This is a genomic window from Bradyrhizobium sp. HKCCYLRH2047 (genome assembly GCF_051168175.1).
Taxonomy (GTDB): Bacteria; Pseudomonadota; Alphaproteobacteria; order Rhizobiales; family Xanthobacteraceae; genus Bradyrhizobium.
In genome coordinates this window covers 15,991-29,715 of record NZ_JBNPUM010000015.1, presented here as the reverse complement: position 1 = coordinate 29,715, position 13,725 = coordinate 15,991, and the positions used below count along the sequence as shown (strand labels likewise).

The 13,725-nt window shown below is 65.2% G+C and carries 11 protein-coding genes; 5 read left to right on the top strand and 6 right to left on the bottom strand.

Annotation, left to right across the window (positions count from 1 at the left end):
* The first annotated feature begins 440 nt into the window (after positions 1 to 440).
* Positions 441 to 3,041, top strand: a complete 2,601-nt coding sequence (locus tag ACQR1D_RS27835) for an MMPL family transporter (protein WP_434840196.1) — start codon at positions 441 to 443, stop codon at positions 3,039 to 3,041.
* A 69-nt stretch (positions 3,042 to 3,110) separates the two neighbouring features.
* On the opposite strand, the gene ACQR1D_RS27830 is transcribed toward ACQR1D_RS27835, so the two are convergent.
* Positions 3,111 to 3,737 (bottom strand): DUF2147 domain-containing protein, encoded by a 627-nt coding sequence (locus ACQR1D_RS27830; protein ID WP_409997886.1) that lies wholly within the window; start codon positions 3,735 to 3,737, stop codon positions 3,111 to 3,113.
* A gap of 101 nt (positions 3,738 to 3,838) precedes the next feature.
* Here ACQR1D_RS27830 and hpnO point away from each other — a divergent pair, with 101 nt between their 5' ends.
* A complete protein-coding gene (gene hpnO / locus ACQR1D_RS27825) occupies positions 3,839 to 5,230 on the top strand; it encodes an aminobacteriohopanetriol synthase HpnO (protein ID WP_315714885.1) in 1,392 nt (463 codons plus the stop codon).
* Positions 5,231 to 5,427: 197 nt separating this feature from the next.
* Here the strand turns inward: hpnO and ACQR1D_RS27820 are convergent, their stop codons facing one another.
* The 4 genes from ACQR1D_RS27820 to ACQR1D_RS27805 form a co-directional block, all read right to left on the bottom strand.
* Positions 5,428 to 6,210 (bottom strand): anti-sigma factor family protein, encoded by a 783-nt coding sequence (locus ACQR1D_RS27820; RefSeq protein WP_316183627.1) that lies wholly within the window; start codon positions 6,208 to 6,210, stop codon positions 5,428 to 5,430.
* Between the two features lie 2 nt (positions 6,211 to 6,212).
* A complete protein-coding gene (locus ACQR1D_RS27815; RefSeq protein WP_316183628.1) occupies positions 6,213 to 6,761 on the bottom strand; it encodes a sigma-70 family RNA polymerase sigma factor in 549 nt (182 codons plus the stop codon).
* Positions 6,762 to 6,858: 97 nt separating this feature from the next.
* A complete protein-coding gene (locus ACQR1D_RS27810) occupies positions 6,859 to 7,176 on the bottom strand; it encodes a cupredoxin domain-containing protein (protein WP_315801255.1) in 318 nt (105 codons plus the stop codon).
* 13 nt (positions 7,177 to 7,189) lie between these two features.
* Positions 7,190 to 8,134, bottom strand: a complete 945-nt coding sequence (locus ACQR1D_RS27805; RefSeq protein ID WP_315801254.1) for a metallophosphoesterase family protein — start codon at positions 8,132 to 8,134, stop codon at positions 7,190 to 7,192.
* Between the two features lie 223 nt (positions 8,135 to 8,357).
* On the opposite strand from ACQR1D_RS27805, the gene ACQR1D_RS27800 reads away from it, so the two are divergent.
* Complete coding sequence (locus tag ACQR1D_RS27800) at positions 8,358 to 9,530, top strand: acyltransferase (protein WP_316183630.1); 1,173 nt, start codon at positions 8,358 to 8,360, stop codon at positions 9,528 to 9,530.
* A 352-nt stretch (positions 9,531 to 9,882) separates the two neighbouring features.
* Here ACQR1D_RS27800 and ACQR1D_RS27795 read toward each other — a convergent pair whose 3' ends face one another.
* Positions 9,883 to 11,502: a GMC family oxidoreductase gene (locus ACQR1D_RS27795; RefSeq protein WP_434840197.1), complete on the bottom strand. Its 1,620-nt coding sequence runs from the start codon at positions 11,500 to 11,502 to the stop codon at positions 9,883 to 9,885.
* Between the two features lie 173 nt (positions 11,503 to 11,675).
* On the opposite strand from ACQR1D_RS27795, the gene ACQR1D_RS27790 reads away from it, so the two are divergent.
* Positions 11,676 to 12,845 (top strand): M20 aminoacylase family protein, encoded by a 1,170-nt coding sequence (locus tag ACQR1D_RS27790; RefSeq protein ID WP_315801251.1) that lies wholly within the window; start codon positions 11,676 to 11,678, stop codon positions 12,843 to 12,845.
* Between the two features lie 492 nt (positions 12,846 to 13,337).
* The gene (locus ACQR1D_RS27785; RefSeq protein WP_316183632.1) at positions 13,338 to 13,688 is read left to right on the top strand and encodes a hypothetical protein; all 351 of its coding nucleotides are present in this window, start codon (positions 13,338 to 13,340) and stop codon (positions 13,686 to 13,688) included.
* Positions 13,689 to 13,725 lie beyond the last annotated feature (37 nt).

Here is a 13,725-nt window from a genome sequence, read left to right as displayed (position 1 = left end):
GTGCGACAGGGTTGCAATAATCGCACCAGCGAGTGCCCCCAATGGCCCGCCACACGGATGGAAACGCAGGGCTTTGTGTCAAAAATCGAGCGAAGAGAAAAGCCGGTCTGCAAGTCGCTCGCATGTGATGCGTCGCACGCAGCCCCCGAGAGGTTGCAGGTAATTTAGTAATTATAAATTAGATCAATCAATTGAGTTGGTTATGCTCTCACTCGTTCGTCACTTTACCGCCGAGAACAGCCGCTATATCAGCCGGCCCGACGGTTCCGTGCATCGTTCAACTTGATCCGCCGTCGAGGGACCATCCTCGTCTTCAAGGTTGGGCCAGGCCGGGTCGGGGCGCGCTCAGGATGTGTGCGTCCGGGGCTCGCCCTGATCGGGGAACTCCGCCATGAAGCGGACGTTTCCGCCCAGCTCTCTAAACATTAGAAAGTCACGAAGTGCTGACCACGTTTGTCGTCTCGATCGTCAAGGCCTGCACCCGGTTTGCCTGGCCGACATTGATTGCGGCCCTGCTGCTCGCCGTCGGCGCGGGCTTCTATACGGCGCGTCATTTCTCGATCAATACCGACATCAACAAGCTGATTTCGCCTGATCTCGACTGGCGCAAGCGCGACCAGCAATATGAGCAGGCGTTCGATCGCGATCGCATGATCCTGGGCGTGGTCGAGGCGGCGACACCGGAGCTGACCGGCGTGGCGGCTGATGCGCTTGCCAAGAAGCTCAAGGGCGACACCGCGAACTTCTCATCGGTCGAGCTGCTCGGCGGCGGCGAGTTCTTCGCCAGGAACGGCCTGCTGTTCCTGCCGACCGAGGAGGTCAAGCAGCTCACGGACCAGTTCACGGCGGCGGCGCCGCTGGTCGAGATCATGGCCGGGGACCCCTCGATCCGCGGCCTGACCGGTGCGCTGGAGACCGGCCTTGCCGGCGTCAAGCGCGGCCAGGTCAAGCTCGATAATGCCGCGCGGCCGTTCGACTACATCTCCCAGACGGTCGAGACCGTGCTCGACAAGGGCGATGCGACCTTCTCCTGGCGCCAGCTGATCTCCGACAAGCCGCTCGAAGACAGCGACAAGCGCGCCTTCATCCAGTTCAAGCCGATCCTCGACTACCAGGCCCTGGAGCCCGGCAAGGCGGCGACGGATGCGATCCGTCAGGCGGCGGCCGAGCTCGATTTCCCGCACCGCTTTCACGCCCGCGTGCGGCTGACCGGGCCGGTGCCGATCGCCAACGAGGAATACGCCACCGTGCAGGAAGGCGCCGTCGTCAACGGCATCGGCACCGTGGTCGTCGTGCTGATCATCCTGTGGCTGGCGCTGCATTCGGCCAAGATCATCTCGGCCGTGTTCATCAACCTGTTCATCGGCCTCGCGCTCACCACGGCCGTCGGCCTGATGATGGTCGGCTCGCTCAATCTGCTGTCGGTCGCGTTCGCCGTGCTGTTCATCGGCCTCGGCGTCGATTTCGGCATCCAGTTCAGCGTGCGCTATCGCTCCGAGCGGTTCAAGAACGACAATCTTCCGGAGGCGCTGGCGGAAGCCGCGCGCCGCTCCGCGGTGCCGCTGTCGCTCGCGGCGATGGCGACGGCTGCCGGTTTCCTGTGCTTCCTGCCGACCGACTACAAGGGCATCTCCGAGCTCGGCGCCATCGCCGGCGCCGGCATGATCATCGCGTTCCTGTCGTCGATCACGGTGCTGCCGGCATTGCTGAGGATCCTCAATCCGCCCGGCGAGAAGGAGCCGGTCGGCTACGCCTTCCTGGCGCCGGTCGATCATTTCCTCGAGAAGCACCGCGTGCCGATCATCGTCGGCACGCTCGGCCTGGTCGTCGCCGGCCTGCCGCTGCTCTACTACATGAAGTTCGACTTCAACCCGATGAACCTGCGCAATCCGCGCGCCGAGTCGATCGCGACCTATCTCGACCTGCGAAAGGATCCGAACACGGGCGCCAATGCGATCGACGTGCTGACGCGCTCCGAGACCGAGGCCAAGGCGATCGAGGCCAAGCTGGCGAAGTTGCCCGAGGTGGCGCGCGTGATGTCGCTCGACAGCTTCGTCCCCGAGGACCAGCCGGCCAAATTGAAGCTGATCGCGCAGGGCGCGAAGGTGCTGGGGCCTGCACTCAACCCCGATCAGGTCGATGCGGCGCCGAGCGACAAGGAGAATGTCGACGCCCTGAACTCGACCGTCGACAATCTCCGGCGCACCGCGGGCGAGAGCAACGGGCCGGGCGCGGTCGCGTCGCGGCGGCTCGCCGACGCGCTTGCCAGGCTCGCGGGCGCCAGCGAAACGGTTCGCAACAAGGCGCAGGCGGTGTTCGTCGAGCCGTGGAAGATCACGCTGACGCAGCTCAGCGCCACTCTCCAGGCGCAGCCGGTCAGCCTCGCGAACCTTCCGCCGGAACTGGTGTCGCAGTGGAAGAGCAAGGACGGACTGATTCGGGTCGAGGCGCAGCCCAAGGGCGATCCGAACGACAACGACAATCTCAGGCGATTCGCCAACGCCGTCCTGACGGCCGAGCCCAACGCGATCGGCGGTCCGGTCTCGATCCTGAAGTCCGGTGACACGATCGTGAAGGCATTCATCCACGCCGGCATCTACTCGCTGGTCGTGATCAGCCTCCTGCTGTGGGTGACCTTGAAGCGCTTCAGCGACGTGCTCATGACGATCGTGCCGCTGCTGGTTGCGGGCGCCGTGACGCTGGAGATCTGCGTGCTGATCAAGCTGCCGCTGAACTTCGCCAACATCGTCGCCCTGCCGCTCCTGCTAGGCATTGGCGTCGCGTTCAAGATCTACTACGTGGTGGCGTGGCGCGGCGGCCGCACAAATTTGCTCCAGACCAGCCTGACCCGGGCGATCTTCTTCAGCGCACTGACGACGGCGACCGCATTCGGCAGCCTTTGGCTGTCGAGCCATCCCGGCACGTCCAGCATGGGCAAGCTGCTGGCGCTGTCGCTGGTCACCACGCTCGCCGCCGTGCTGCTGTTCCAGCCGGCGCTGATGGGCAAGCCTCGCGAGATCAAGGAGCAAGAGGGCTCGTGATCACGGAATAGAAAAAGCGGCCGATCTCTCGGCCGCTTTTTTTTTGTTCGCGTGACGGACGCCCGTTAGTTAGCGGGGGCGCGCGATCTCGGGCAGCAGGCAGATATCGCCGACCTGGTCCGCGGGCTTGTGTCCCGGCTTGGCCGATGCGGTTGCGCCACTGCCGACGCCGGTGGTCGTCTTGGCCGCCGGAGCAGGGGCCGGCGCGATTGGTTTCTGTGTACCTTTGGCCATGCTGTTCACAGGGCTCGACGGAATCGGCGGAGCAACCCGCGTCCAGGTCTCGCCGCCGCACAGGAAGCCGAGCACGCAGCCCTTGATCTCCAGGTGATCGGGGTCGACCGGCGTGATGGTGGAGCTGTAGAGCTGCCCATCCTTGGCGTTGTAGACTTGGCCTTCCCACGCGTCTGCGCCGGGCTTCTTCTTCATGTCGATCAGGATCGGCATGCCGAGCGTCGGCCGGCTCTGGCGGGCCGGATCGGGGTTGTTGCTGTCGCGTCCGCCCGGGGTCTTCTCCCAGGCCACGACGCCCCACATGCTGCCATTACATTGTGCGACTCGGATGTTCGCGACGCCGTCGGCAACCCGCCAGTCGCCGGTGGGGTCGGCCGCGAGCGCGGAAGAAATTCCTGCTGCGAACACGACTGCGGAGTATGCTAGTGTCGTCGACATGAGATATCTAAGGCGATGCAACATTGGCAGAAACCCGTGCTTGCTTTGATGGTGCGAATGAGGGCAAAACGCCGCATTGCGCGTTTTCAGTTGACGTCACGTCCATCAACCGAAGTATGTAGCCGATGCTAAAACCCAATCTAGACGTTTCCGAGATGTTTGTGGAGCGGCAAGCGCAGCGCAGCACGATGCACTCTCGGCATCTGAACGAGCAGCTTGTCCGCGTTCTCAAAACGATTGGATATGATGTTGGGTTCCAGAAGGGACAAGGGCAATATCTCTACGATCGTGATGGGGCCCGTTATCTTGACCTGCTCAGCGGTTTTGGCGTCTTTGCAATCGGCCGCAATCATCCGACACTGCGCGCCGCGCTGAAAAGCGTCCTCGACACCGACCTGCCGAATCTCGTTCAGCTCGACGTCTCGACCTTGGCGGGCGTTCTTGCCGAGCGGCTGCTGGAATATGTCCCGTATCTGGACAAGGTGTTCTTCGCCAATTCCGGCGCCGAGACCGTGGAAGCCGCGATCAAATTCGCGCGTGGCGCGACCGGCCGGCCCGGCATCGTCTATTGCGGGCACTCCTATCACGGTCTCACCTATGGCGCGCTGTCGCTGACCGATGATTCGAACTTCCGCAACGGCTTCGAGCCGCTGCTGCCGGGCTGCACGGCAATCCCCTTCAACGATCTTGCCGCGCTCGAGCAGGCGCTGTCGTCGCGCGAGATCGCAGCGTTCATCGTCGAGCCGATCCAGGGCAAGGGCGTCAACATGCCCTCCGACGAGTTCCTGCCGGGTGCCGCTGCGCTCTGCAAGAAATACGGCACCATCTTCATCGCCGACGAGATCCAGACCGGCATGGGACGCACCGGCCGGTTCCTCGCGGTGGAACATTGGAATGTCGAGCCCGACATGGTGCTGCTGTCGAAAGCGCTGTCCGGCGGCCATGTCCCGGTCGGCGCGCTGCTGACGCGCAAGCAGATCTTCGACAAGATATTCAACCGCATGGATCGCGCCGTGGTGCACGGCTCGACCTTCGCCAAGAACGACCTCGCGATGGCCGCCGGCATTGCCACGCTCGAGGTGATGAAGGCCGAGAAGCTGGTCGAGGCAGCCGCCAAGCGCGGCGCCGAGCTGCGGCTGGCGCTGACCCGGATGGTGCCGGGCTACGAGCTGCTCAAGGAAGTCCGCGGCAAGGGGCTGATGATCGGCGTCGAGTTCGGTCCGCCGAAATCGCTGCGCCTCAAGGCGTCGTGGACCATGCTGGAGAGCGCCAACAAGGGCCTGTTCTGCCAGCTCATCACGGTGCCGCTGTTCAAGGATCACAAGATCCTGACCCAGGTCGCCGGTCACGGCCTGCACACGATCAAGCTGCTGCCGCCGCTGACCATCACCGAGGAGGACTGCGCCTGGATCGAGCGCGCCTTCGACGACGTCATCGCGCAGAGCCACAAGGTCCCCGGCGCGATCTGGTCGCTCGGCAAGACCCTGGTCGACAACGCCATCCGCAAATCGGCGTGAGCTGACGAACATGTAGGGTGGGCAAAGGCGCGACGCGCCGTGCCCACCATCTCGATCCTCGCAGGACCTTTGGTGGGGCACGCTACGCTTTGCCCGCCCTACGAAGGGCTTGTCATGGCGAGCGAAGCAATCCAGCCTTCCTTCGCGCCTCGGGATTGCGTCGCTTCGCCCGCAATGACGGAGCGCGCGAGAGCGACTCAGCTGCTCCCACCCATCTTCCGCTCGAACCGCTCGCCGAACTCCTCGAGCTCGTCGCCGCCGATATCGCTGATCGCCCAATAGCTGAGGCCGCGGTCGCGCCAACTCCTGATATTGAAGCCCTGGATCGTGTCCATCCGTGCGGCGCGGCGCTCGGTGGACGAGGTCTGCGCCACGAACAGATTGATGACGTGCTGGCGGCGGCGATAGACCACCGCGCCGATCGGGCGGGCATCGACATAATCGAGCCGCCCGCCGATCAGGGTGAATCCCTCAGCGGTGAGGTCGATCACCGGCGGCGCCACGTCGAGCCTGCCGTTGAACCAGGGCTTGACGGTGTGCTGGTCGGTCGAGATCACGTCGGTCAGGTGGCCGGCCTGCAGCGAGCGCAGATGCGCCGAGACGATCTCGGCCTCGATCCGCTGCTGGTCGTCATTGCGCAGCACGATGGCGACGAGACCGGTGGCGGCCAGCGCCGACACGGCCGAGCCCATCGCAAAGCCCTTCAGCAGCGAGCGGCGGCTCGGCCGGACGGCAAACGGAGTAACGACGGCCGCCTCGACCGGCGGCAGGGCGGCTTCGATGCGCTGGCGCAAGGCGGCGGGCGCCTTGTAGCCGAGGTCGGCGCCGGCGAGCATCTGCTTCATCTCCCTGATGGTAGCAAGCTCCGCAGCGCAGCGCGGGCAGGTCGCGACATGGGCTTCGACCTCGAGAGCGTGGCCGGCGTCGAGCTCGCTATCGGCCAGCGCGTGGATCAGGATCTCGGCTTCATCGCAGGTCATGGCTAGAGCTCCTCCTGCGCGAGCCAGGCGGCGCGCAGCATCGCGCGGGCGCGGGCGAGACGCGACATCACGGTGCCGACCGGCACGTCGGCGGCCTCCGCGATCTCGCGATAGGACAGATTGTTGACCTCGCGCAGCACGAACGTCTCGCGGAACGGCTCGGCCAGCGTGTCGATCATTCGCCGGATCGCCGAGGCATCGCGCTCGCGCAGCACGGCGCCTTCCGGCGTCTCGGTGCTCTCCTGCCACAGCGGCGGCTGCTCGGCCGCTTCGGGCGCATCGTCGAGCGCCTTGACCGGCGCACCGGCGCGGCGCGCGAATTCGGCGTGGCAGACATTGCGCAGGATCGCAAACAGCCACGGCTTCATCGCCGGACCACGGTAGGTGTCGAAATGCTTCAGAGCGCGCAGGTAGCATTCCTGCACCGCGTCCTCCGCGTCGGCGGCGTTGCGCAGCAGATAGCGCGCCAGCGTGTAGACATCGTCGAGATGCGGCAGTGCCGCCTCGCGGAAGCGTCGCGCCCTCTCGGGATCGTCACTGGCTGTCGTCACCGGCGTGGTCTCCGGCCCGGTTCGCGGTCGCACGGCGCGGCCGGCGCTACGCCGCCGACCGGTCCATGCGACGATGCTCATGCCCTGGTTCGCGATGCTACTCAACCTTGACCAGCCCCGTCATGTGCGGATGCAGCGAACAGAAATATTTGTAGTCGCCGGCGGCTGCGAAGGTGAAGGAGAAGCTGTCGTCGGTATCGAGCGTTTTCGACCGGTATTTCCCGGCCGACACCACCGTGTGCGGGATGTCGTCGTGGTTGGTCCAGGTCACGGTGTCGCCGACCTTCACCGTCACCGCGGCCGGGGTGAAGGTGAAGTTGTCGATGGTGACCTTGATGGTCTCGGCGCGCAGCGGCGTGGCGCCGAGAAGCAGCGCGGCGGCGAGGCAGGCGCCGCGAACAACAGACTGGCTCATTGCGTTTCCGTCCTCAGCCGGCCAGCGGCGTGTCGATGATGGCGAGCCGCTCGGACCCGACCTTGAAGTCGATGCTGGCGATGCCGAGCAGGCTGCGCAGCCTGGCGTCCTCGACCTTCATCGGGCCGGGCGAGGGCGCCGTGCCCGGCGCCGGCTGCGGAAAGGCGGTCGAGCGCGCGGTGTGGAAGGTGACGTTACCCTCGACCTTCTGCATCACCTGATGAATATGGCCGTTCAGCACCGTCACCGAGCCGAACCCCTTCAGGCTGTCCAGCGCGCGGCCGCCATCCTCGGTGCCCCAGCCCCATTCCGGATATACGGTCCACAACGGGATGTGCGCGAACACGACGACCGGGGTCGATTTGGAGCGGCCCTTGAGATCCTGCTCCAGCCAGGCGAGCTGCTCGGCGCCGAGATTGCCGAGCCCGCCGGCCTTGAGATCGACCACGTTGACCAGCCCGATGAAGTGTACGCCATTGGCGTCGAACGAATACCAGCCGGAGCCGCGCGTGCCCTTGCCGTAGCGCTCCTTGTAGAGCTTGACGTCCTCGTCGAGGAAGTCGTGCTCGCCGGGCACGTAGTGCACGTCGAGCCGCGTCTGCGAGATGATGCGATCGGCGTCGTCGAACTCGGCCGCCTTCGACAGATGCGAGATGTCGCCGGTGTGGATCATGAAGGACGGCTTCACCGGCATCGCCTTGATGCGGTTGACGGCCTCCTCGAGCGTGCCGAGCGCGTTGGGATTGGCCGGCTTGTCGAAGCCGACATGGCTGTCGCTGATCTGCAGGAAGGTCAGGCCGGAGGCGGGCTGCTCGGCCGCCCGCGCGGCGTCGACCAGGCCGAGCGAACGCGGCACGCCGCCCGATAGCGTCCAGAGCACGCCGGTGCCTGCCCACGTCATGCACTCCAGCACCTTGCGACGGCTGACGCCGTTCTCGTCGTGATCACCAAGGCTCATCGTCATCTCCCGTTGCCCGTCATCGGGCTTGCGGGTGAGAAGAGCGATGGCGGCCCGGTTTTATTCCCGGCTTCTCGCGATCGAAACGCGATGACGTGTTCGTGATCATGCCGGCCATGGCCGGCGGCTCACCTGCTCGCGCAGGATGTCGGCGCAGGGCCGCGCGAAATATACAAGCGGCGTGCGCCGCCGAAGGGCGGCTGATGGACTGGATGCGACGTCGATGCATGAGCGCGTGATCCCCAACCTGCAACGAACCGAGCTGTCTGCCGATCGGATCGTGCCGCTCGATCGCGCCAGGACGTTCATCACGCTCTCGGTCGTGCTCTATCACTCCGCCATCAACTACACTCATTTCGGCCAGGGCGGCGACCGCATGCACTGGCTCGGCTTCGACCTCGTCGCGCTGTTCAACGACAGCTACTTCATGTCGTGCATGTTCTTCATCTCCGGCCTGTTCGTGCCGGCAAGCCTGGCGGGCCGGGGCGCGTCGGACTATGTCGGGCGCCGCGCGCTGCGGCTCGGCGTGCCCTACATCGTGTCGATCCTCGTGATCATGCCGATCGCCTATTACCGATACTACGTGGCCGAGGATCAGTTCGCCGCGGTGTGGTGGCGCATGATCAGCGAAGGGCCGTGGCCGTCCGGCTCGGCCTGGTTTCTCGGCGTGCTGCTGGGGTTTGATATACTGGCTGCGCTCGTCTGCGTCCTGGCGCCGCAGGCGATCGGCGCAGTCGGGCGCTGGGCCGGGGCGTTGCTGCACTATCCGCTCACTGGCTTCCTGATCTTCCTCGTGATCGCCAACCTGGCCTATCTGCCGCCGCATCTCGGCTTCGGTGACGGTTTCTGGTTCATGCCCGGACATTTTCCGCTGCCGCTGCAGGCGAGCCGGGTGCTGCTCTATCCGGCCTTCTTCGTCGGCGGCGTCGCGATCGGTGCCGCCGGGCTGCGAGCGGGCCCGTTCGCGGCCGACGGCGCGCTGGTGCGGCGCTGGTGGATCTGGTTCGGTCTTTCCTATGGCTGCTATGGCGCGATCCTGTTGCTGGCCTACGCCCATCACAACTGGATCGCCGACTTCGACTCGCCGCCGCTATGGTGGCGTGCGGCCTATGGCAGCGCCGTGGCAAGCTTCTGTGCTGCGATGGCGTTCGGCGTGCCGACCTTCTTCCTGCGCTGGGCGAAGGCGCCGCTGGCGCTGATGGATCGCCTGCAGCCGTCGGCCTACGGCATCTATCTGCTGCACTTCCTGCCGCTGCTGTGGCTGCAATATCTGGTCTACGACCCGGCGTGGCCGGCGGGAGTGAAGTTCGCGATCGTGCTGGCGGGCACGCTGTCGGTGAGCTGGCTGGCGACTGTGCTGTTGCGCCGAATCCCGTTGGTGGCGCGGATCGTCTGATCCGTTGCGCGCGGCGGTGGCTGCCGTCGAACTCGTTACGGTGACACTTGGCGTCAATAAGACGAGGCGCGGTGCGGGTGAATGCGCCCTCTCCTCTTGTGGGCCCCTTGTGGGAGAGGGCATGTAGGACAGTGCAGCAAGCTCGGTTGGGTGAGGGGTATGCCTCAACGAGCGTCGCTCGCCGAGATATACCCTCACCCAACCGCGCGCGTGGATAGGCCGAAGATGCCTTCTCTCACAAGGGGAGAGGGCGCTGTATCGTACAGCGCCCTGTGTCAACGCCATCGATGCCGATGGTGAGAATTGCGCGCGCGAGTTCGGCGCAAAACGAGCGGGATCGCATGCGCGCGCTTCACCGCCCATCCTCCAGGATCATCATCGCCGCCTTCTCCGCGATCATCGCGGTCGGCGTGTTGGTGTTGCCCGACGTGATGGTCGGCATGATCGAGGCGTCGGCGATGCGCAGGCGGTCGATGCCGCGGAAGCGCAGCCGCTCGTCGACCACGGCCATCGGATCATCGGGGGAGCCCATCTTCGCCGTGCCTACGGGGTGGAAGATGGTGGTGCCGATGTCGCCGGCGGCCTTGGCGAGCGCCGCGTCGTCATCGCCGACCGATGGGCCGGGCAGATATTCTTCCGGCCTGTAGGCGGCGAGCGCATTCTGTTTCATCAGCCGGCGGGTGACGCGGATGGCGTCGGCCGCGACCTGGCGGTCGTCCTCGGTCGCCAGATAGTTCGGCGCGATCGATGGCGCTTCATCGATTGCTGCGGAGCGGATGCGGACGCTGCCGCGCGAGGTCGGACGCAAATTGCAGGCGCTGACCGTGATCGCGGGAAAGCGATGCAGGGGATCGCCGAACTTGTCGAGCGACAGCGGCTGCACGTGGAATTGGATGTTGGCGCGGTCGCGCGTCGCATCCGAGCGCGTGAAGATGCCGAGCTGCGACGGCGCCATGGTCAGCGGCCCGCGGCGCCGGAACGCGTAGTCGAGACCCATCAGGCCGCGGCGGACCAGCGAGTAGTAGGTCTCGTTCAGCGTCTTCACGCCCGTGACCTTGTAGATCGCGCGCTGCTGCAGATGGTCCTGCAGGTTGCGTCCCACGCCCGGTCTGTCGAGGACGAGGTCGATGCCGAGCGCGCCGAGCCACTCGGCCGGGCCGATGCCCGAACGCTGCAGCACCTGCACCGAGCCGATCGAGCCGGCGCTGAGGATGACCTCGCCCCTGGTGCGGGCCTCGATGGTCTCGCCGTTCTGCCGGAAGCGCACGCCGGCGGCGCGGCCGTTCTCGATGATCAGGCGATCCACCATCACCTGCGTTTCCAGCCGCAGGTTCGGCCGGCTCAGCGCCGGCTTGAGGAAGCCCCGCGCGGAGGACCAGCGCCGGCCGCGCTTCTGGTTGACGTGGAAATAGCTGATGCCCTCATTGTCGCCGGTGTTGAAGTCGGGGATGCGGCGCAGGCCCATCTGCTCGGCGGCGTCGCCGACCGCGTCGAGCACCGCCCAGGACAGCCGGGGCGCCTCGATCCGCCAGCCGCCGCCGACGCCATGGTGTTCGCTTTCGCCGAGAAAATGATCCTCCAGCCTCCTGAATACCGGCAGCACGTCGGCATAGCTCCAGCCGGCGAGGCCGAGCTGGCGCCAATGGTCGTAGTCGGCGGCCTGGCCGCGCATCGAGATCATGGCGTTGATCGCCGAGCAGCCGCCGATCACCTTGCCGCGGGGGTAGGCCAGCGAGCGGCCATTGAGGCCCGGCTCGGCCTCGGTGCGAAACATCCAGTCGGAGCGCGGATTGCCGATCGCGAAGAGGTAGCCGACCGGAATATGGAACCAGATCCAGTTGTCGTTGCCGCCTGCCTCGAGAATCAGGACGCGGGCCTTGGGATCGGCCGACAGCCGGTTGGCGAGGATGCAGCCGGCGGTGCCGGCGCCCACCACGATATAGTCGTAATCCCCCTCGAGCTGTCTCGGCATCGGCATTCCCTTCCCATCGTTGCGAGCTTTTAGTCAGCCCGGACCAGCCCGGACAAGCGCCACGTTCATGGCTGGTTGACCGAGCCATGAGACGGGCGCAGCCCTTATCTTGGGCGGTGCGACTTTTGCATGCTAAACAGGCGCAAAGTCCCACCGGAGTTACGAGATTCCCCATGCCCATCGTCAACCGCGTCGCCGATCTGCAGCCCGATATCCAGGCCTGGAGGCGGGATATCCATTCGCATCCGGAGCTGCTCTACGACGTGCATCGGACGGCGGCCTTCGTCGCGGATCGGCTGCGCGAGTTCGGCTGTGACGAGGTCGTGACCGGCCTCGGCCAAACCGGCGTGGTCGGGGTCATCAAGGGCCGCAAGCCCGGCCATGGCGAGGTGAAGGTGCTCGGACTGCGCGCCGACATGGACGCGCTGCCGATCGTGGAGGCGACCGGACTGCCCTATGCCTCGAAGACCCCGGGCATGATGCATGCCTGCGGCCATGACGGCCATACGGCGATGCTGCTCGGCGCCGCGCGCTATCTGGCGGAGACCCGCAACTTCGCCGGCGAGGTGGCGGTGATCTTCCAGCCGGCCGAGGAGGGCGGCGGTGGTGCGGACGCGATGATCAAGGACGGCCTGATCGACCGTTTCAAGATCGACCAAGTCTACGGCATGCACAACGGGCCCGGCCTGCCGGTCGGCGCCTTCGCCATCCGCCAGGGGGCGCTGATGGCGTCGACCGACGCGATCGACATCACCATCGAGGGTCATGGCGGTCATGCCGCCAAGCCGCACAATTGCATCGACTCGCTCCTGGTCGGCGCCCAGCTCGTCACCGCGCTGCAGCAGATCGTGTCGCGCAGCGTCGATCCGCTGGAGGCCGCGGTGCTGTCGATCTGCGAGTTCCACGCCGGCAATGCCCGCAACGTGATTCCGCAGAGCGCGGTGCTGCGCGGCACCGTGCGGACGCTGACGCCGAAGGTGCGTGAGCTGATGGAGAAGCGGGTGCGCGAAGTCGTGACCGGCGTCGCTCAGATGACCGGCGCCAGGATCGACCTGAACTATGCGCGCGGCTATCCCGTGGTGATCAATCACGCCGAGCAGACCGAGATCGCGATCCGCGCTGCCAAGGAGGTCGCCGGCGACGCCAACGTCCACGAGATGCCGCCGATGATGGGCGGCGAGGATTTCGCCTACATGCTCGAGGCCCGTCCCGGCGCCTTCATCTTCGTCGGCAATGGCGACAGCGCCGGCCTGCATCACCCCGCCTACAATTTCAACGACGAGGCGATCGTCTACGGAACGTCGTTCTTCATCAAGGTGGTGGAGAACACGCTGGCGGCGTGAGGCTCGTCATCGCGCATGGGAATGTGACGGGCCCGCGCGGTGAGCGCGGGCCTTTTGCTTGCCCTATGCACGTTGGGGTTCATGACCTTCGCGAGATGGCTGCGCGTGCGCTGCGGTGGAGCGAGGTGCGACGATATGCCTTGCGATAATGTTTGCAGGCGCAAGGCACGCGTCATGCGCAGCCGTTGCAGGCATATGAGGCGATCGCAGCATGTCCTCCATGTAAGCAATCAGCAGGTGTATCGACCCGACTACTCTATTGTGCCTCAAATAGCTTCATGTTAGTTTTTTCCGACTTCGGCGACTGGCCGAGTGTGGACGGCCTGAGCGAAGTGGTTAGCACAGCTACATCGTTGCAAGATCTGTCTGTGTTCCAAGACGAATGTTCCAGGATCTGTGAGTTCAGGGCGCGAGGTCACAGGACTTGTACCGGGACGTTGCTATTTCCTTTCTGAATGAATGGCGGTTCTCAACCGACTGGGAGTTTTAGGAATGGCTGATCGCGATCCGGCGGAAATGCGCAAGAAGGTCGATCTTGCGTTGAAATCCGTAGTAGATTCAGAGATTGCACGTGCCTCTCTGAAGATCGACATCATGGCGGAAGGCGTTCCATTCTCGCGCGGAGCGATCTTCAGCAAGACCAACCCGTTTTCGCGCGGCATCGTCTTCAGCCGCCTCGCGGCGATGGAGCGTCCGGACGAGATGGAACGCGAAATCGCCAACGATCCTGCGGTCCTGGGGGCTCTTGCTGAGCGCCTCACGCAGGTGCGGGCTGTGAAGGACCTCAAGGGGCAGTTCAACGTGTCCCAGGCGCCGGCCGCGTCGACGAAATCGACCAGGTGATCGGATCGATTGTTCGGCTTAGACCCAAGCGAAGCGG

Coding starts and splice junctions, on each gene's coding strand:
- ACQR1D_RS27800 (WP_316183630.1), top strand. CDS start 8,358: ATGCATGAGCGCGTGATCCCCAACCTGCAACGAACCGAGCTGTCTGCC.
- ACQR1D_RS27820 (WP_316183627.1), bottom strand. CDS start 6,210: ATGACCTGCGATGAAGCCGAGATCCTGATCCACGCGCTGGCCGATAGC.
- ACQR1D_RS27805 (WP_315801254.1), bottom strand. CDS start 8,134: ATGAGCCTTGGTGATCACGACGAGAACGGCGTCAGCCGTCGCAAGGTG.
- ACQR1D_RS27810 (WP_315801255.1), bottom strand. CDS start 7,176: ATGAGCCAGTCTGTTGTTCGCGGCGCCTGCCTCGCCGCCGCGCTGCTT.
- ACQR1D_RS27795 (WP_434840197.1), bottom strand. CDS start 11,502: ATGCCGAGACAGCTCGAGGGGGATTACGACTATATCGTGGTGGGCGCC.
- ACQR1D_RS27785 (WP_316183632.1), top strand. CDS start 13,338: ATGGCTGATCGCGATCCGGCGGAAATGCGCAAGAAGGTCGATCTTGCG.
- hpnO (WP_315714885.1), top strand. CDS start 3,839: ATGCTAAAACCCAATCTAGACGTTTCCGAGATGTTTGTGGAGCGGCAA.
- ACQR1D_RS27830 (WP_409997886.1), bottom strand. CDS start 3,737: ATGTTGCATCGCCTTAGATATCTCATGTCGACGACACTAGCATACTCC.
- ACQR1D_RS27790 (WP_315801251.1), top strand. CDS start 11,676: ATGCCCATCGTCAACCGCGTCGCCGATCTGCAGCCCGATATCCAGGCC.